At 71.8% G+C, this 17054-nt stretch carries 18 protein-coding genes; 12 read left to right on the forward strand and 6 right to left on the reverse strand.

From position 1 onward, the window contains the following. Positions 1-4: 4 nt before the first annotated feature. The 4 genes from kdpC (at position 5) to nagA (ending at position 5032) form a co-directional block, all read left to right on the forward strand. The gene (gene kdpC, locus ASG45_RS00985) at positions 5-589 is read left to right on the forward strand and encodes a potassium-transporting ATPase subunit KdpC (protein ID WP_055832137.1); all 585 of its coding nucleotides are present in this window, start codon (positions 5-7) and stop codon (positions 587-589) included. Between the two features lie 254 nt (positions 590-843). Continuing rightward, entirely contained in the window at positions 844-3393 is a 2550-nt protein-coding gene (locus ASG45_RS00990) for a DUF4118 domain-containing protein (protein ID WP_055832139.1), read from the forward strand. Continuing rightward, positions 3390-4061, forward strand: a complete 672-nt coding sequence (locus ASG45_RS00995; RefSeq protein ID WP_055832141.1) for a response regulator — start codon at positions 3390-3392, stop codon at positions 4059-4061. Before ASG45_RS00990 ends, ASG45_RS00995 begins: the two co-directional genes overlap by 4 nt. A 5-nt stretch (positions 4062-4066) precedes the next feature. Then, positions 4067-5032: an N-acetylglucosamine-6-phosphate deacetylase gene (gene nagA, locus ASG45_RS01000; protein WP_268772679.1), complete on the forward strand. Its 966-nt coding sequence runs from the start codon at positions 4067-4069 to the stop codon at positions 5030-5032. 98 nt (positions 5033-5130) lie between these two features. Here the strand turns inward: nagA and ASG45_RS01005 are convergent, their stop codons facing one another. Next, on the reverse strand, positions 5131-5607 hold the full coding sequence (locus ASG45_RS01005) for a hypothetical protein (protein WP_055832144.1): 477 nt from the start codon (positions 5605-5607) through the stop codon (positions 5131-5133). Positions 5608-5868: 261 nt separating this feature from the next. Here ASG45_RS01005 and ASG45_RS01010 point away from each other — a divergent pair, with 261 nt between their 5' ends. The 4 genes from ASG45_RS01010 (at position 5869) to fdhA (ending at position 9763) form a co-directional block, all read left to right on the forward strand. After that, positions 5869-7131, forward strand: coding sequence for an aminotransferase class V-fold PLP-dependent enzyme (locus tag ASG45_RS01010; RefSeq protein WP_055832146.1), 1263 nt, complete (start codon positions 5869-5871; stop codon positions 7129-7131). Continuing rightward, positions 7128-7589, forward strand: coding sequence for a Fe-S cluster assembly sulfur transfer protein SufU (gene sufU / locus ASG45_RS01015; protein ID WP_055832147.1), 462 nt, complete (start codon positions 7128-7130; stop codon positions 7587-7589). Before ASG45_RS01010 ends, sufU begins: the two co-directional genes overlap by 4 nt. Before the next feature lie 368 nt (positions 7590-7957). After that, the gene (locus ASG45_RS01020; RefSeq protein WP_442922812.1) at positions 7958-8356 is read left to right on the forward strand and encodes a hypothetical protein; all 399 of its coding nucleotides are present in this window, start codon (positions 7958-7960) and stop codon (positions 8354-8356) included. A 189-nt stretch (positions 8357-8545) separates the two neighbouring features. Beyond that, positions 8546-9763, forward strand: coding sequence for a formaldehyde dehydrogenase, glutathione-independent (gene fdhA / locus ASG45_RS01025; protein ID WP_055832152.1), 1218 nt, complete (start codon positions 8546-8548; stop codon positions 9761-9763). A gap of 268 nt (positions 9764-10031) precedes the next feature. Here the strand turns inward: fdhA and ASG45_RS01030 are convergent, their stop codons facing one another. Beyond that, on the reverse strand, positions 10032-11009 hold the full coding sequence (locus ASG45_RS01030; protein ID WP_055832154.1) for an SRPBCC family protein: 978 nt from the start codon (positions 11007-11009) through the stop codon (positions 10032-10034). Positions 11010-11028: 19 nt separating this feature from the next. Beyond that, a complete protein-coding gene (locus tag ASG45_RS01035) occupies positions 11029-11409 on the reverse strand; it encodes an ArsR/SmtB family transcription factor (protein ID WP_055832156.1) in 381 nt (126 codons plus the stop codon). 223 nt (positions 11410-11632) lie between these two features. On the opposite strand from ASG45_RS01035, the gene ASG45_RS01040 reads away from it, so the two are divergent. Then, complete coding sequence (locus tag ASG45_RS01040) at positions 11633-12172, forward strand: hypothetical protein (RefSeq protein WP_055832158.1); 540 nt, start codon at positions 11633-11635, stop codon at positions 12170-12172. Between the two features lie 95 nt (positions 12173-12267). Then, positions 12268-13011 (forward strand): nucleotidyl transferase AbiEii/AbiGii toxin family protein, encoded by a 744-nt coding sequence (locus ASG45_RS01045; RefSeq protein WP_055832160.1) that lies wholly within the window; start codon positions 12268-12270, stop codon positions 13009-13011. A gap of 9 nt (positions 13012-13020) precedes the next feature. Here the strand turns inward: ASG45_RS01045 and ASG45_RS01050 are convergent, their stop codons facing one another. Next, entirely contained in the window at positions 13021-13779 is a 759-nt protein-coding gene (locus ASG45_RS01050) for a DUF429 domain-containing protein (protein ID WP_055832162.1), read from the reverse strand. Positions 13780-13880: 101 nt separating this feature from the next. Between ASG45_RS01050 and ASG45_RS01055 the strand changes: the two genes are divergently transcribed. Beyond that, positions 13881-14252: a hypothetical protein gene (locus ASG45_RS01055; RefSeq protein ID WP_055832164.1), complete on the forward strand. Its 372-nt coding sequence runs from the start codon at positions 13881-13883 to the stop codon at positions 14250-14252. 29 nt (positions 14253-14281) lie between these two features. Here ASG45_RS01055 and ASG45_RS01060 read toward each other — a convergent pair whose 3' ends face one another. Beyond that, positions 14282-14791, reverse strand: a complete 510-nt coding sequence (locus tag ASG45_RS01060) for a hypothetical protein (RefSeq protein WP_156459321.1) — start codon at positions 14789-14791, stop codon at positions 14282-14284. 113 nt (positions 14792-14904) lie between these two features. Between ASG45_RS01060 and ASG45_RS01065 the strand changes: the two genes are divergently transcribed. Then, a complete protein-coding gene (locus ASG45_RS01065; protein WP_055832168.1) occupies positions 14905-15795 on the forward strand; it encodes a helix-turn-helix domain-containing protein in 891 nt (296 codons plus the stop codon). A gap of 45 nt (positions 15796-15840) precedes the next feature. Here ASG45_RS01065 and ASG45_RS01070 read toward each other — a convergent pair whose 3' ends face one another. Next, a complete protein-coding gene (locus ASG45_RS01070) occupies positions 15841-17034 on the reverse strand; it encodes an MFS transporter (protein ID WP_055833124.1) in 1194 nt (397 codons plus the stop codon). Positions 17035-17054: the final 20 nt, after the last annotated feature.

Below are 17054 nucleotides of genomic sequence, written 5' to 3' on the forward strand. Positions count from 1 at the left end.
CGTCATGCGCACCACCCTGCGGACCACCGGCGTCGCCGTCCGCGCGATGCTCGTCTTCACCGCCGTCCTCGGCGTCGGCTACATGCTGCTCATCACCGCGATCGGCCAGGTCGCCCTGCCGTTCGCGGCGAACGGGTCGCTCATCCGCTCGGCCGACGGGAGCGTCCAGGGCTCGCAGCTGGTCGGCCAGTCGTTCCAGGATGCCGACGGCACCGCCCTGCCGCAGTACTTCCAGTCGCGTCCCTCTGCCGCGGGGTACGACTCCTCGGCCTCGACGGGGTCGAACCTCGGGCCGGAGAACAGCGACCTCATCGCCTCGATCCAGGAACACCAGGCGGCGTTCGACGACCTGAACGGTGCCGGCACGATCCCCGCCGACGCGGTGACCGCCTCGGGCTCGGGACTGGATCCCGACATCTCGGTCGCGAACGCGCAGCGCCAGGTCGAGCGGGTCGCCGAGGCCCGCGGCATCCCGGCATCGGAGGTGTCGACCCTCGTCGCGGAGCACACCCTGCCCCGCGATCTCGGATACCTCGGCGACCCGCGCGTCAACGTCGTCGAGCTCAATCGCGCGCTCGACGCCCGATGAGCGACGAGAATCGCTGACATGGCTCTCGTCGTGGTCCCCGCCGTCGCGCTCCGTGCGCGACGGCGGGTTCGCGCGCAGTGCCCGTCGGGGCGGTGCCGGGCGGGGCAACCCCGGTCGAGTGTCCGGAACACGCCGCTGGCCGCGCGCGGATGCGGCGTGTCGTGGACACTCGACGGGGTATCAGCGCCGCGCGACCGGGCGGTCCCGACCACGGGGTCGGGCATCTCGAGCGACCGACGCCACGGGAGCGCCTCGTGAGGCGCGGGCATCTGCGTGTGCTGCTCGGGGCCGCGCCCGGCGTCGGCAAGACCTACGAGATGCTCGAAGAGGGGCGCCGGCTCGCCGCCGAGGGCCGCGACGTCGTCATCGCGATCGTCGAGACGCACGGCCGCGCCGCCACCGCCGCGCAGGCCGAGGGCCTCGAGATGCTGCCCCGCCGCGCCGTCGAGCACCGCGGGGTGGCGCTCGACGAGATGGACCTGGATGCCGTCCTCGACCGGCGCCCCGCGCTGGCCCTGGTCGACGAGCTCGCGCACACCAACGCCCCGGGCTCGCGCCACGACAAGCGCTGGCTCGACGTCGACGCGCTGCTGTCGGCCGGGATCGACGTGATCACCACGCTGAACGTGCAGCACATCGCCTCGCTCAACGGCGTGGTCGAGAAGATCACCGGGGTCGTGCAGCGCGAGACGGTCCCGGATGCCGTGGTGCGCGCCGCCGACCAGATCGAGGTCGTCGACCTGGCGCCGCAGTCCCTGCGCGACCGCCTGTCGGCCGGGTCGGTGTACCCCGCCGAGCGCATCGACGCCGCCCTGTCGAACTACTTCCGTCTGGGCAATCTCACGGCGCTGCGCGAACTGGCCCTGCTGTGGCTCGCCGACGAGGTGGACTCGGCCCTGCAGCGCTACCGCGTCGAGCAGGGCATCGAGGGGTCGTGGCAGGCGCGCGAGCGCGTGGTCGTGGCCCTCACCGGCGGCCCCGAGGGCGAGACCCTGCTGCGCCGCGGCGCGCGGATCGCCGCCCGCTCGGCCGGAGGCGAGCTGCTCGCCGTGCACGTGTCGACGCAGGACGGCCTGCGGGCGAGCACGCCCGGCGCCCTCGACGCACAGCGGGCCCTCGTCGAGCAGCTCGGCGGCTCGTACCACCAGGTCGTCGGCGACGACGTCGCCACCGCCCTCGTCGACTTCGCGCGGTCGGTCAATGCCTCGCAGCTCGTGATCGGCGTCAGCCGCCGCGGACGGCTGGGCGCGGCCCTCACCGGTCCCGGCATCGGCGCCACCGTCATCCGCGCCTCCGGCGACATCGATGTGCACATCGTCAACCACGCGCGCGCCGGCGGGCGGTTCGCCCTCCCCCGCCTGACCGGGCCCGCGCTGAGCGCGAAGCGTCGCATCCTTGGGTTCGTCACCGCGCTCGTGGGCGGCCCCCTCATCTCGCTCCTTCTGCTGTCGACCGGTTCCGACGACTCGATCACCACCGACGTGCTGGCGTACCAGCTGCTCGTGGTGATCGTGGCGCTGATCGGCGGCATCTGGCCGGCGGTGTTCGCCGCGGTGCTGTCGGGCGTGACCCTCGACTTCCTCTTCATCGCGCCGCTCTACACCGTCACCATCAGCGATCCCGTGCACGCGATCGCCCTCGTGCTCTACGTGATCATCGCGATGCTGGTGAGCATCGTCGTCGATCAGGCCGCCCGTCGCGCCCGCGCCGCCCGCCGCGCCTCGGCCGAGGCGGAGCTTCTCGCCACGGTCGCCGGCAGCGTGCTGCGGGGCGAGAGCGCGGTTCCCGCCCTGATCAGCCGCGCGCGCGAGGCGTTCGGTCTCGCGGGCGTGCGCCTGATCACCGCCGACGGTCAGGTCATCGCCACCGACGGCGAGCCGGTGCGCGACGGTCGGTCGACCACCGTGCCGGTGGGTGCCGACCGGGCGATGCTCGAGCTGCACGGCCGCGATCTCGACGCGAGCGAGCGCCGTCTTCTCGACGTGGTCGTCGCGCAGCTCTCGGCCGCCCTCGAGCGCACCGATCTGGCCGAGACCGCCGCCGAAGCCGGTGCCCTCGCCGAGACCGACCAGGTGCGCACGGCCCTGCTCTCGGCCGTCAGCCACGACCTCCGCCGACCTCTGGCGTCGGCCGTGGCGGCCCTCGGGGGGCTTCGCGCCGCCGGCGACCAGCTCTCCGACAGCGACCGCCGCGAGTTGATCGAGACCGCCGACGAGAGCCTGGCGACGCTGTCGCTGCTGGTGACCGACCTGCTCGACGTGAGCCGCGTGCAGGCCGGGGTGCTCGCGGTCTCGCTCGCCCCCGTCGACGCGGCCGACGTCGTGATCGCCGCCCTCGACGAGCTCGGCCTCGGTCCCGACGAGGTGGAGCTCGCGCTCGACCCCGACCTGCCGGCCCTCCGCGCCGACGGCGTGCTGCTGCAGCGCGTGCTCGTGAACGTGCTCGCCAACGCCGATCGCTACTCGCCCGCGGGCACGCGGGTGCGCATCGCCACGAGCCGCCTCAGCGGCACGGCCGAGATCCGCGTGATCGATCACGGACCGGGCATCGCGGCCGAACGGCGCGACGACATGTTCGCGCCCTTCCAGCGCCTCGGCGACACCGACAACACCGCGGGGCTGGGCCTCGGTCTCGCCCTCTCGCGCGGCTTCGCCGAAGGCATGGGCGGCACCCTCACCCCCGAAGACACCCCCGGCGGCGGACTCACGATGGTGATCGCCCTCCCCGTCGAGGGCGGCGACGCGGCCGGTGCCGACCAGAGCGCGGTGTCGGTGGCATCCGCCATCCGAAGGAGGACGCCGTGAAGGTGCTCATCGCCGACGACGACCCGCAGTTGGTGCGCGCCCTGCGCATCACCCTCGCCGCCCACGGGTACGACGTCGTCGCCGCGGCCGACGGTGCCGCGGCCATCACGCTCGCCGCTCAATCGCATCCCGACATCGTGCTGCTCGACCTCGGGATGCCGCACCTCGACGGCGTGCAGGTGATCCAGGCGCTGCGCGGCTGGACGAGCGTGCCGATCATCGTCGTGTCGGGCCGCACCGGTTCGGCCGACAAGGTCGACGCGCTCGACGCCGGCGCCGACGACTACGTGACCAAACCGTTCCAGATCGACGAGCTGCTCGCCCGACTGCGGGTGCACGCCCGGCGGGTCACGCCGGCCTCGGGCGAGGCGATCGTGCGCTTCGGCGCGGTCGAGGTCGACCTGGCCGCGAAGGCCGTGCTGCGTGACGGCACCCGCGTGCACCTGACCCCGACCGAGTGGCGCATGCTGGAGTTCCTCGCCCGCAACCCCGGCTCGCTCGTCACCCGGCAGACGCTGCTGAAAGAGATCTGGGCCAGCGAGCAGGTTGCCGACAGCGGCTACCTGCGGCTGTACATGTCGCAGCTGCGCAAGAAGCTCGAGGCCGATCCCTCGGCGCCCGTGCACCTGCTGACGGAGCAGGGGATGGGGTACCGGCTGGTGCTCTGAGGCCGGTGCGCCGCGCACGACTCCTGCCCGAGCCTCCGGCGCGAGAGGATGAACATCCCATGAGCACCAGCGAGACCGCCGCCGCGCCCCTCCCCGCCGAGGTCGTCGATCTGCACTGCCACGGCGCGGTCGGGCACTCGTTCGACGACGCCGACCTCGAGGGGCTCGCCGCCGCCGTCGCCCACCATCGCGCGCACGGAACCGCGCGGCTGCTGCTCAGCCTGGTGAGCGCCCCCATCGACCGCCTCGAGCGCCGGCTGCGCGACCTGCGCGCGGCGCTTCCCGCGCTGCCGGGCGTGGCGGGCGTTCACCTGGAGGGGCCGTTCCTCGCGCCCGCGCGCCGCGGTGCCCACGACCCCGCAGCTCTCGTGCCGCCGTCGCCCGAGGCCGTGGAGCGGCTGCTGGCGGCGGGCGAGGGCATCGTGCGCCAGGTCACGCTCGCCCCCGAGCTACCCGGGGCGATGGATGCCGTCGACGCGTTCGTGGCGGCGGGCGTCGTCGTCGCAGTGGGGCACACCGAGGCCGATCACGATGTCGCCGCCGCGGCGTTCGATCGCGGTGCGCAGCTCGTGACGCACGCGTTCAACGCCATGCCGGGCCTCGGGCACCGTGCTCCCGGCCCCGTCGGCGCGGCGCTCGGGCGCGACCACGTCGCCCTCGAAGTGATCGCCGACGGCGTTCACGTGCACCCCGAGGTCATCCGCACGCTCTTCGCGGCCGCGCCGCGACGCGTCATCCTGGTCACCGACGCGATGTCGGCCACCGGACTCGGCGACGGTGAGTATCGCCTCGGCGGCCTCGATGTCGAGGTGAAAGACGGGCGCCCCGTGCTCGCCGGCACCGACACCCTCGCCGGCTCCACCCTGACGATGGAGCGCGCGATCGAGATGGCGACGGCGGCGGGCGTCCCCCTCGACCTTGCTCGCGCCGCGGCCTCGACGGTGCCGGCGCGACTGCTCGCGCGAGACTGAACCGTCACCGCGTCGGCGTGTCCTCGTCGTCGGCGCAGGCCTCGACTCCGCCTGCACCCGTGCGCAGCGGCAGGCGTAGACGATCGAGTGCAGCAGCATCAACGCACTTCCCCGAGGGTGTGGCATCCGGGGCAGGGAACGGCGATGCGGTCGCCCACCCGCACGTCACCGGGGAGCACGACCCGGGCGCACGCCTCGCTGCCGTGCGTGTCGATCACCGCGAAGGGCTCGTCGTACGCGTGCGACACGCGGCCGAGCAGACGCGCTTCGCGCCACACCACGTCGAGTCCCGCTGTGCACGCGTCGAGGCGCAGCGCGTCAGGTGCGGCCTGCACCACCGTCGCCACGATCACCGTCGTCGACAGCGTCGCGGATGCCACCCCACCCGACGCCGGGATGACGGCGGGTCCCGTGCACACGCAGGGCGTGCCGCAGATGTCGGCGTAACGGCCGACCGACATCGCCCGCACCGTGACGTCGTCGAGGGTGGGCACGGAACCCGCGGGCCACGCCGCGGAGTCGAAGGGCGCCGGGATGCTGGATCGGAGGGTGGGGAGCAGGGCCGTGAGGGTCATGGCATCCGGTCTACGCGCCATGCCCGCCGCGATCCGTCGCGCTGACGGTTCTCATGCGGGACGCCGCGCGAACCTCACGCCTCCGGAGCGTGCGAAACTCCGGAGATCCCGCGCGCGGAGCGCCCGATCGGCGGTCGCACTCCCCCCGAGGCCCTGTTTCTCCGGAGTTCGGCCCGGGCCCCGATCGGCGGGCGAGGGAAAGGCCGGACTGCGGGAGCTCCGGCAGGCCGGGGCGGACGCATCCCCGCGTAGCCTGGAGGGGTGACACTCCCCTTCGACGTCGCCGCCGTGCGCACCGACTTCCCGATCCTCGAGACCGAGATCGACGGCCGGCCCCTCGTGTACCTCGATTCGGGAGCGACCAGCCAGAAGCCGCGTGCCGTGCTGGATGCCGAGCGCGGGTTCCTCGAGCGCGCGAACTCCGCCGTGCACCGCGGTGCGCACACGCTCGCGGCCGAGGCGACCGAGCTGTTCGAAGACGCCCGTGTCACCGTCGCCGAGTTCGTGGGCGCCGAGCCCGAGCAGCTCGTCTGGACCTCGGGCGCCACCGCCGGGCTCAACCTCGTCGCGGGTTCGCTCGGCTACGCGGGGCGGCTGCGCGACGGCGACGAGATCGTCGTGACCGAGGCCGAGCACCACGCCAACCTCATTCCCTGGCAGGAGCTCGCCGCCCGCACGGGCGCGCGCCTGCGCCACATCCCGGTGCTCGACGACGGCATGCTCGACATGCACGCCGCAGCCGACCTCATCGGCGAGCGCACCAAGGTCGTCGCGTTCCCGCACGTCTCGAACGTGCTCGGCATCGTGAACCCCGTCGCGAAGCTCGTCACCCTCGCCCGCGGCGTCGGCGCGCTGACGGTGCTCGACGCGTGCCAGTCGGCTCCGCACCTCGCGCTCGACCTACCGGCATCCGGAGTCGACCTCGCCGTCTTCTCGGGGCACAAGGTCCACGGCCCCTACGGCATCGGCGCGCTCTGGGGTCGCGACGAGGTGCTCGACGCGCTGCCGCCCTTCACCACCGGCGGGTCGATGATCACCACCGTCACACTCGACAAGGCCGAATACCTCCCGCCGCCGCAGCGCTTCGAGGCGGGCACGCAGCCGGTGTCGCAGGCGGTGGCGCTGGCCGCCGCGGTGCGCTGGCTCGGCGAGCACGATCTCGCCGCCGCTCACGCCCACGAGGCGACGCTCGAAGCACGCATGCGCGAGGGACTCCGCTCGATCGACAGCATCCGCCTGCTCGGAGACACGGATGCCGCCGAGCGCATCGCCCTGCAGGCCTTCGTGGTCGACGGCGTGCACGCGCACGACGTGGGCCAGTTCCTCGACTCCCGCGGCGTGGCCGTGCGCGTCGGTCACCACTGCGCACAGCCGCTGCACCGCCGATTCGGCCTGACGGCGTCGGTGCGCGCGAGCGCGGCGATCCACACCACCGCCGCCGAGATCGACACGTTCCTCGATGCCGTCTCGGGCGTTCGCGGCTTCTTCGGCGTCGGCGCGACCACGGCGGGAGCACGCGCATGAGCGGGCTCGAGTCGCTGTACCAGGAACTGATCCTCGACCACGCGAAGAACCGTCGCGGCTTCGGCCTCGCCGAACCGGGCGCGCACAGCGCCACGGTGCACCAGCGCAATCCCATCTGCGGCGATGAGATCACGCTCCGCGTCGAGCTGTCCGACGACGGCGAGCGCGTGGCATCCGTCACCTGGGAGGGCGCGGGATGCTCGATCTCGCAGTCGTCGGCGTCGATGCTCGTCGCGCTGCTGCAGGAAGACGGCGGCGACGACGGGATGCCGCGCGCCGACGCCGATGCTCTCATCGCACAGTTCCGCGAGGCGATGCGCTCGCGCGGCAAGATCCCCCTCGACGAGGAGACGTTCGCCGACGCCGCCGCGCTGTCGGGGGTGTCGAAGTACACCGCGCGCGTGAAGTGCGCGATGCTCGCGTGGGTCGCGCTCGAAGAGGGGCTGCGGCTGGCCTGAGCCGCGACTCGGGCCGGCCCGCCCCGCCCGGCGCAGCGCGGCGCAACCTCAGCGATCCGCCCAACCTCAGTGGCATCCACCCCATCGCCACTGACTCTGCGCAGATCCCTGAGCGAGCGTGCCTCGCGCCACCACCCCCGGCCGCCGCCGGCCCACCCCGACACAACCTCACCAATCCCCACAACCTCAGCGGCATCCACCCCATCGCCACTGACCTTGCGCAGATCCGTGAGCGAGCGCGCCTCGCGCGCCGTCGCGCACGGCCCTGTATCGGCGCCGACAACGGCGCTATCCTGCCCGCAGACCGACGAGAGGTGGATGCCATGGCAGCAGGCGGAGCAGGATTCAGCGACGAAGAACGTACGGCGATGAAACAGCGTGCCGAGGAGCTCAAGGCCACGAAGGGGCTCAAGGGCGCGGCGAAGCTCGAGAAGGAGAACGAGGCCTGCCTCGAGGCGATCGACAACCTCGAGGGCGTCGACCGGGCGATGGCCGAACGCCTCCACGTCATCGTGCTGGAGGAGGCGCCGCACCTGAATCCGAAGACCTTCTACGGCTTCCCGGCCTACGCGAAGGACGGCAAGGTCGTCGTCTTCTATCAACCGGCGTCGAAGTTCAAGACGCGCTACGGCACGGTCAGCTTCGACGACACCGCGCACCTCGACGACGGTCCGATGTGGCCGGTGTCGTTCGCGGTGGTCGAGGTGACAGCCGAGGTCGAGAGGGCCGTTCGCGACGCCGTCCGCCGGGCCTCACCCTCGGAGTAGACGGGTCGCGCGGATGATGCATCGAGTGGCGTCTCGCGCCATCCCTTGACGTTCCGGTCATCGGCGTCTTGGCTGAGGGCACCCCCGCATCGCTCACGGCCGAATCCGGTCGCACGTCGCGTCGGGTGTCGCTGCGGGTCCGCCCACACGACGCGACCAGGTCGGGTCGACCGGCCGGAGAGGACGACGATGTCCGGTAACAAGGCAGTGGCGTACAAAGAACCCGGAGTGGTGGAGGTCATCGACACCCCCTACCCCGAGTTCGAGCTCAAGGACGGCCCGGGCGTGAACCCGGCGAACGTCGGCCGGAAGGTCCCCCACGGCGCGATCCTGCGCACCGTCTCCACGAACATCTGCGGCTCCGACCAGCACATGGTCCGCGGTCGCACCACCGCCCCCGCGGGTCTCGTGCTGGGCCACGAGATCACCGGGGAGGTGATCGAGGTCGGTCCCGATGTCGAGTTCGTCAAGGTCGGCGACATCGTCTCGGTGCCCTTCAACATCGCGTGCGGCCGCTGCCGCAACTGCAAGGAGGGCAAGACCGGGATCTGTCTGAACGTGAACCCCGACCGCCCCGGCAGTGCCTACGGATACGTCGACATGGGCGGGTGGGTCGGCGGGCAGGCCGAGTATGTGCTCGTCCCCTACGCCGACTGGAATCTGCTGGTCTTCCCCGACCGCGAGCAGGCGCTCGAGAAGATCCTCGACCTGACGATGCTGTCCGACATCTTCCCCACCGGCTTCCACGGCGCCTACACGGCCGGCGTCCGCCCGGGATCGACCGTGTACGTCGCGGGCGCGGGTCCGGTCGGCATCGCCGCGGCCGTCGGCGCGCAGCTGCTGGGCGCGGCGGCGGTGCTCGTCGGCGACCTCAACGCCGAACGCCTCGCGCAGGTGCGGTCGCTGGGATTCGAGAGCGTCGACGTGTCGAAGGGTGACCCGCGCGACCAGATCGACCAAATCCTCGGCACCCCCGAAGTGGATGCCGCGGTCGACGCGGTCGGCTTCGAGGCGCGCGGGCACGGCTCCGACTCATCGCACGAGGCCCCGGCGGCGGTGCTCAACTCACTGTTCGAGGTCACCGCAGCCGGTGGCGCCCTCGGCATCCCGGGCTTGTACGTGACGGGCGACCCGGGCGGGGTCGACGACGCAGCGAAGGTCGGTTCGCTCTCGCTGCGACTCGGCCTCGGCTGGGCCAAGTCGCTGACGTTCACGACCGGCCAGTGCCCGGTGATGAAGTACAACCGGCAGCTGATGATGGCGATCCTGCACGACAAGGTGCAGATCGCGAAGGCCGTCAACGCCACGCCCATCAGCCTCGACGACGCGCCCCAGGGCTACGCCGACTTCGACAAGGGCGCCCCGCGCAAGTACGTGCTGAACCCGAACGGGTACATCAAGAGCTGAGGCGAGGCCGGAGCTCGCAGAACGGCGCCTTGCTCGCAGACTTCCCCGCGGAATCTGCGAGGTTCGCGTACTTCTGCGAGCTTCGGCGCGCGGGTCCGCGAGAGCCCGTCTGCGGGCGGGATGCCGCAGCCCCGAGGCCGCGGCATCCGTTCGCGGAACGTCGTCAGCCGGGCGGGTCCCCCCGCCCGATCAGCACGACTCCTGCACATCCGACGCGCCACGGCCTCTTCCGCCGAGCGACAGCCGATCTGCAGGAGTTGTGCACCGGCTACGCCAGGACGACGCGCTCCATCCGCTCGAAGCTCTTCTCCATGCCGTCGACCATGCCGGTGGACAGGACGGCGTCGCGGGTCGCGGCATCCGGGTACTCGATGAGCAGCGTCACGAGGGTGGCTCCGTCTTCCTCGTAGAACGACAGGTCATTCGTGGTCGAGGGGTAGTCGGTGCCGGTCATGTGCTCGGTCTGCACGATGCGGCGCGGCTCGTCGACGAGCAGCGTCTCGCCGTCGAAGCCGAAGCCCTCGCCCTCGGTACCGGTCTCGGGTTCCCACGCGAGGCGGTACCGACCCCCCACCGAGACGTCGACCTCGCTGACGGTCATGCGCCAGCCGTCGGGGCCGAGCATCCACTGCCGCATGAGCTCGGGGTCGACGTGCGCGCGCCACACCAGCTCGCGCGGGCCGTCGATGAGGCGAGTGATGCGCACGTGCTGGTCGCTGAGCACCTCGAGCTGCGTGCCCGTGCCCTGGGCGAACTCGCGGAGTCCGAGCAGCACGGCGTCGAGCTGGTTCATCGCGAGGGTCGAACCCTCGACGGCGCCCATCGCCACGACCTGCTCGAGGGCCTCGGCCGAGGCGAAGTGGCTCACGTTCGTCAGCCGTGAGCCCTCGGGCGTGGCCTCGAACGAGAAGACCATGCGCATCGACGGCATCCCCTCGATCGGGTCGCCGTTGTCGTCGGCGAACGAGTCGATGACCTCGAATCCCCGCGGTTCGTCGATGCGCGTGAACTCCCACGCCCCACCGGCGTGCTGACCCTGGGGCGAGGTCATGTGGTACTTCGCATGCCCGCCCACCGAGAAGTCGAACGCATCGAAGGTCGCCGGCCAGCCGGGAGGACCCCAGAACCGCTCGAGCTGGCGCGGGTCGGTGAACACGGCCCACAGGCGCTCGGGACCGACGGGAAAGTCGGCGACCAGGCTCATGGTGAGCGCTTCGGTGTCGCTCTCGACGGATGTGACGGGCATGACGGACTCCTTCGTCGGGTCAGTTCTCGGTCGATTCGGGCGCAGGGGTGGATGCGACGGCATCCGGTTCTTCGAGGAGCAGTGCATCGAGTCGGTCGATGCGTCCGCGCCAGAGGTTCTCGTACGAGCGCAGCAGTTCTTGCGCCCGAGCGAGGGCGGCGGGGTCGGCACGCACGAGTCGCACCCTCCCCTCCGCACGCTTGGTGATGAGCCGGGCCTCGGCCAACACCGCGATGTGCTTCGACACGGCGGCGAACGACATGGCGTATCCCGCGGCGAGGTCCGACACCGACTGTTCGGTGACGAGCGTGCGCCGCACGATGTCGCGACGCGTCGCATCGGCGAGCGCGTGGAACACGCGGTCGATGTCGGCGGAGTCGAGGTGCTGTTGTTCAACCATTTGGTTGCACGTTAGCGCGGGTGGGAGTGTGGCGCAAGGCCTGTCGAGCACGCATTCGCGTTGTACTTCGGGCGCGAGGAGAGCCTGAGTAGGTACACGTTCAGGGCGGCCCCGGCTGGTGGCGCCGACAGGACCGAGTCACGCCATCTTCGGAGCACTCACGCCGACCCTCGAAGCTCCCCGAGTCATGTCAACACTATACCGAAAGTGGTATAGTTTTGACATGACTCGGCCCACCTACCGCGACATCGTCCACGAGATCGCCGTCGACAACTACGGGTACGTCACCACGCGGGAAGCCGAGAGCGCGGGCGTCCCCCGAATCGAGCTGGTGAAGCTCGCTACGCGCAACAGGTTCACCCACATCGCCTACGGGTTGTACCGCGACGAGACCATCCCGCACACCCCTCTGGATGAGTACGCGGAAGCGGCACTCCGCGCGGGAGAGGGTGCGTTCCTGCGAGGAGAGACGGTCCTCGCGCTCCTGGGGCTCGCCGATGTGAACCCCCGGAACATCACCCTCGCAACCCCTAAGCGCACTCGGCGCACGGTGCCCGCACACATTGAACTCACCCCGGCCCCTGCGGGCGCGAAGCCAACCGTGTACGAGGGCATCGCGGCGCAGCCCGTGGTGGACGCGCTCCTCGAATGTCGGGGCCGCGTCCAGACCGGACGGCTGCTCGAAGCTGCCGCCCAAGCGCGCGCAGAGGGGTACCTGACCATGGCAGAGATGTCGCGAGTGCGAGTAGCGCTGGCCGCGTGACGTACGACAAAGCCCCAGCGAACCTCGCTTCGCTACGGCAGCGGCTCGCCAACATCGAGGGCGATGAAGGAGCGGTCAACAGACGCACGGTCGGGATGGCGCTGGTCGTGGTCGGCCAGATGCTCCCAGCCGGGGCCGTCAAAGGTGGAAGCGCCATGGCTCTCCGCTACGGCCGGGCCACTCGATTCACCAAAGACCTCGACGCCGCGCGACCGGGCACGCTGGCTGAGTTCACCAATGATTTCGAGGAACGGCTGCGCACGGGGTGGTCGGGATTCACCGGTCGCCTCATCGAACGCACGGCGCCGAAACCGGCGGACGTACCCACCACGTACGTCATGCGGCCCTTCGATGTGAAGCTCGACTATCTCGGCAAGCCGTGGTGCACCGTCACGTTCGAGCTGGGCCACAACGAGATCGGCGACGCTGATGCGCCGGAGACAGCGCTCGCCGACGACCTCGCGGACCTGTTCCCATCCGTCGGCCTTCCCCGCCCGGAGCCGGTCAGTGTGATGCGTAGTGACCATCAGATTGCGCAGAAGCTTCACGCGGCGACGGGCCCTGGTAGCGAGCGCGCACACGACCTCATCGACCTACAGCTGCTCGATCGCGAAGAGGACCTCGACCTCGCTCTCGTGCGCGAGACGTGCACACGCCTCTTCACCTATCGCGCCGGGCAGCAGTGGCCCCCCGTCGTGGTCGTGAACGAGAACTGGGACACCCTCTACGACGCATCCTCTACCGGAGTAGACGTCATCCCGGGTATCGCCGCTGCCGCGGAGTGGGCGAACGACTTCATCACGCGCATCGACGCGGCCCGAGCTATGGGGACGAACTGACAATAAGCGTCATCCCCACCCGTCCCGAACAAGACCCTCCAACCCCCCACTGGGCAACACGACCCACCCCTCCCGCCGCGCCACGGCGAGCATCTCGGATGCCGGGGGCTCGAACTGCCCGAGCGCCCCCGCGCGCGTCGCGAGGGAGGCGATGACCGCGTCGAAGGCGTCGGCCTTGGCGATCGCGAGCGCGGCGAACGGCCCGACGTCGAACCACGGCACCCGCGCGCACACCGTGTCGAGCAGGGCGCTGCGGCGGGCGGCATCCACTCGGTACCCCGTCGTGTCGAAGCCCCACACGCGCAGCGAGCCGCCGGGATACACCTCGAACAGGCGCCTCTCCCCCGCACGATCGACCGCGAAGCCGGCCTCGGCCAGGCGCCGCAGCACCCCGGCGCACCGCAGCGCCGTGACGCCCAGCCGGTCGGTCGACACGCTCAGCGGCCAGCGACCGATGCGCTCGCGGACGACGTGGTCGGTGTGCCGGTAGACGAGGGGGCGCCGCCAGTCCGCTCCCCCGTCGACCGGTCCGAGCGCGGGCGCCGTCTCGGCATGGTGGGCCTGGACGAAGTCGACGAACGCGTCGGGCCACCCGAGGGGGCAGTCGATGCCGAGCCAGGCGTCGCCGTCCGAGACCGACGCCACGATGTCGGTGTCGTCGACCCCCGCCTCGAGCCGCGTGAGTCGCGCGCCGCCGCCCGACCAGACGATCTCGGCCAAGGCGGTGCCGGGGGTGCTCGCGGCGAGGTCGATGCCGATGGTTCTCACCGGCAGCAGCCTAGGCGCGACAGGGCGGCGGCTCTCCGAACGGGGCCGGGTGCGCGCGCAACCGCCGCCCGTGATCGCGTTCGAGGTGCGAGGATCGCTTCATGGCAGACGACGACCTCCCCGACTCGCTCGAGCCTGCCCTCGGCATCCCGCCCCGCCCCGAACCGCCCGCGCCGCCGCGACCCAAGGGCGATCTGCGGGTCGTGTCGGTCATCGCCCTGGTCACGGGCGTCGTCGTGATCGCCTGGTACCTGTTCCTGGTCACGGTCAGCGCGATCGCCGAGCTCGAGGGACTGATGTGGATCCAGATCGGCATGTGGGTGCTCGCCGCGGTGTCGGCGGTGTGCGGCATCCTGAGCCTGAACGCGCGGATGGCGCGGGAGCTCGCGGCCGCCGGCTTCATCGCGGGCGTCGCCGCCGGCCTGCTCTCGATCTCGGTCGGCGTGGCGACGGCCGCGGAGTTCTTCGGCTGATCGCGCGTCGACCCCGAGGCCGGCGACGGTCAGCGCGCGGCGCACTCCTGGCTGAGTTCGGTGAGCATCCACACCCCGGTGGTGTGCGAGAGGTGCACCGTGCCGCAGTCTCCGCTCGCGTAGGTGACGTCGAGCACGGCGTCATCGCCCTGCTCCGTCACGACGGCGACATCGACATCGGGCGACATCCCCGCCGCGGCGTACAACAGCGAACTCTGGCGCACGAGCTCGGCGCAGTCCTCGACCTCGAGTCCCGTCGACGTCGTGTACTCCGTCATCATCCGTTCCTGCAGGCCCGGGGTGAGCGCCCCGCAGGCGGCGACGGTGTCGGAGGAGCGCACCGCGGTCCACCACGCGCGGAAGGCCTCGACCGGCCCGGAATCGGGCACCGGCGTGGCCGTGGCAGAGGGACTCCCGTGCGGCGACGGCGACTCGGCGACGGCGGTGGACGGCTCGGATGCCACGTGGCCCGTGCACGATGAGAGGGCGACGCCGGCGACGGCGAGCGCGACGAACAGCAGCGGGCGGGGGGATCGCATGCCCTCCATTGTCACCGAGATCGGCGACGGAGGCCATCCGTTTCGCGGTGGGCGGGACCCCGGGCGCGCGGGTCGCCCGGAATAGCGGGCGGGCCGCGGAGGTTTGCGCAGGCATGACGCCGGAGCCTGCGCTGGATCGTGCCCTGTCGACGCTCGACGTGCGCCCCGGTCGCGCGCATCAGCTGACGCTCGCCCCCCGAGAGCGCCTCGCCCTGCCGCGCGGCGGCGCGGCCCTCGTCTACGTCCGCGTCGGTGAGATCAGCGGATCGGCCTCGGCGCGGACGGCCTGCACGGTCGACGCCGCGAGCGGGTCGGTCGCCACGACCGTCGGCGGGCGGACGCTGCTGGCCGGAGACGCGTTCGTGAGCCTCGGATGCCACGGGCTCGCCCTGGCCTCGCAGTCCGGCGCCGAGGTGACGGTCGTCCCCCTCGAGGTCGCCCCGTCGGGCGACGCGCGCAGCCTGCCGCCGTTCGTCTTCGTCAGCGGCTTCGCGCACGCGGAACCCGCGGCGGCGGCGCTGGCGGCGCACCTGGGCACGACCCCGAACGCGGAGACCGCCGAGCGCCAGGGCGACGAGACCATCTGCAAGCTCATGGTGACCACCGTGCTGCTCTCAGCGCTGCGGGCCTGGGCCTCGACCGACCGCGACGCGGCCTGGCCGCCCCGCGCCGACGACCCGTTCCTCGCGCGGGTCGTCGCCGCGATCGCCCACGACCCCGGTCACGATTGGAGCATCGGCGAACTGGCGTCGCTCGGCGCGATGTCGCGATCGGTGTTCGCCGAGCGGTTCCGCCGGGACGTCGGGCTCTCCCCCGCCGCGTACGTGAGCGCGGTGCGCATGGAAAGGGCGAAAGACCTGCTCGAGGCCGGAACGCCGGTGTCCGAGACCTCACGGGTGCTCGGCTACGCGTCGGACGAGGGGTTCAGCCGCGCGTTCCGCCGGCACACGGGTGTCGCCCCGTCGGCGTGGCGGGGCGGACGCCGGGCGACCGTCGCGATCTGACGCCCTCGCCGCCGCCGCTGCGGGGCGGCCCGGCCGGCTCCCCCCTCAGCCCGCGACGGCGCGGCGCTCGCGCACCGAGACCCCGAACAGCACGGCGCCGATCACGAGCAGCGCGATGCCGATGGCATCCACCGTCACCACCCCGACCGCGTCGACGAGCACTCCGCCCACGCCCGCCGCGATCGTGATGGCGAGCTGGAAGCCCGTGACCACGAGGCTGCCGCCCGCTTCGAGACGGTCGGGCATGCGGTGCCCCACCCACGTGTTCACGATGATCAGCCACGACGAGAAGAAGAAGCCCCACACGAGCACGGCCGCTGCGACCGCGATGATCGCCGCGGGAAGCAGGACGACGACCGCGACGGCGACCGCGATGACGAGCGGTCCGATGACCGAGAGCCGCACGAAGGCGCGGTCGACGACGATGCCGATGACGAGGTTGCCGACGAACCCGCCCACCCCGAACAACGCGAGCAGCAGCACGATGGTGCCCCCGTCGACCCCCGGGACGCGCTCCAGAGCGAGACGCACGTAGGTGTAGGCGAGGAAGTGGCCCAGCACGACGAGCACGTGACCGATCATGCCGCCGCCCACGCCCGGGCGCCGCAGGGTGTCGACGAGGATGCGCAGGCTCGACGCCGAGGCCGCCGGTACGGGCGGGAGCACGACACGCACCGCGACACCGACGACGGCCGTGATGACACCGATGAGCAGGAAGGCGACCCGCCAGTCGAGCACCTCGCTCAGGGCGACGCCGATCGGAACGCCCGCCACGGTCGCGAGCGACAGTCCCGCCGAGCCGAACATCACGGCCCGCCCGATGCGGTCGGGCCTCGACAGGCGCGCCGCGACCGTGATCGACATCGCCCAGAACGCGCTGATCGCGGCGCCGAGCAGGAAGCGCGCGGCGAGGATGGCGATGAGGCTGGGCGCGGCGGCCACGACGAGGCTCGACACCGTGGCCGCGGCCGCGGCGCCGGTGAGCAGGGTGCGGCGATCGAGGCGGGGCAGCAGCAGGCCCACGGTGGGGGCGAAGAGCAGCCCGGCCAGGGCCGTGACGGTGACGGTCTGGCCCGCCTGCCCGGGCGTGATGCCGAGCGAGGCGGCCATCTCGGTCAGCACGCCGTTGGGCAGGAACTCTGCCGTGACCAGCAGGAAGCTCAGCAGCATCACGACGATGAGTCCGCCGTACCTCATGGTGGACGGCGCGGAGACGGGAACCGGGGCGGTGGTGGTCATGTATCGATGCTCGCGAGCGG

This window comes from Microbacterium sp. Leaf436 (assembly GCF_001424715.1).
GTDB lineage: Bacteria > Actinomycetota > Actinomycetes > Actinomycetales > Microbacteriaceae > Microbacterium.

Excerpts from the sequence above, each read along its gene's own strand:
- kdpC (WP_055832137.1), top strand. The coding sequence starts at position 5 with ATGCGCACCACCCTGCGGACCACCGGCGTCGCCGTCCGCGCGATGCTC.
- ASG45_RS01005 (WP_055832144.1), bottom strand. The coding sequence starts at position 5,607 with ATGACCCTCACGGCCCTGCTCCCCACCCTCCGATCCAGCATCCCGGCG.
- sufU (WP_055832147.1), top strand. The coding sequence starts at position 7,128 with ATGAGCGGGCTCGAGTCGCTGTACCAGGAACTGATCCTCGACCACGCG.
- ASG45_RS01020 (WP_442922812.1), top strand. The coding sequence starts at position 7,958 with ATGAAACAGCGTGCCGAGGAGCTCAAGGCCACGAAGGGGCTCAAGGGC.
- fdhA (WP_055832152.1), top strand. The coding sequence starts at position 8,546 with ATGTCCGGTAACAAGGCAGTGGCGTACAAAGAACCCGGAGTGGTGGAG.
- ASG45_RS01030 (WP_055832154.1), bottom strand. The coding sequence starts at position 11,009 with ATGCCCGTCACATCCGTCGAGAGCGACACCGAAGCGCTCACCATGAGC.
- ASG45_RS01035 (WP_055832156.1), bottom strand. The coding sequence starts at position 11,409 with ATGGTTGAACAACAGCACCTCGACTCCGCCGACATCGACCGCGTGTTC.
- ASG45_RS01040 (WP_055832158.1), top strand. The coding sequence starts at position 11,633 with ATGACTCGGCCCACCTACCGCGACATCGTCCACGAGATCGCCGTCGAC.
- ASG45_RS01045 (WP_055832160.1), top strand. The coding sequence starts at position 12,268 with ATGGCGCTGGTCGTGGTCGGCCAGATGCTCCCAGCCGGGGCCGTCAAA.
- ASG45_RS01055 (WP_055832164.1), top strand. The coding sequence starts at position 13,881 with ATGGCAGACGACGACCTCCCCGACTCGCTCGAGCCTGCCCTCGGCATC.
- ASG45_RS01060 (WP_156459321.1), bottom strand. The coding sequence starts at position 14,791 with ATGCGATCCCCCCGCCCGCTGCTGTTCGTCGCGCTCGCCGTCGCCGGC.
- ASG45_RS01065 (WP_055832168.1), top strand. The coding sequence starts at position 14,905 with ATGACGCCGGAGCCTGCGCTGGATCGTGCCCTGTCGACGCTCGACGTG.
- ASG45_RS01070 (WP_055833124.1), bottom strand. The coding sequence starts at position 17,034 with ATGACCACCACCGCCCCGGTTCCCGTCTCCGCGCCGTCCACCATGAGG.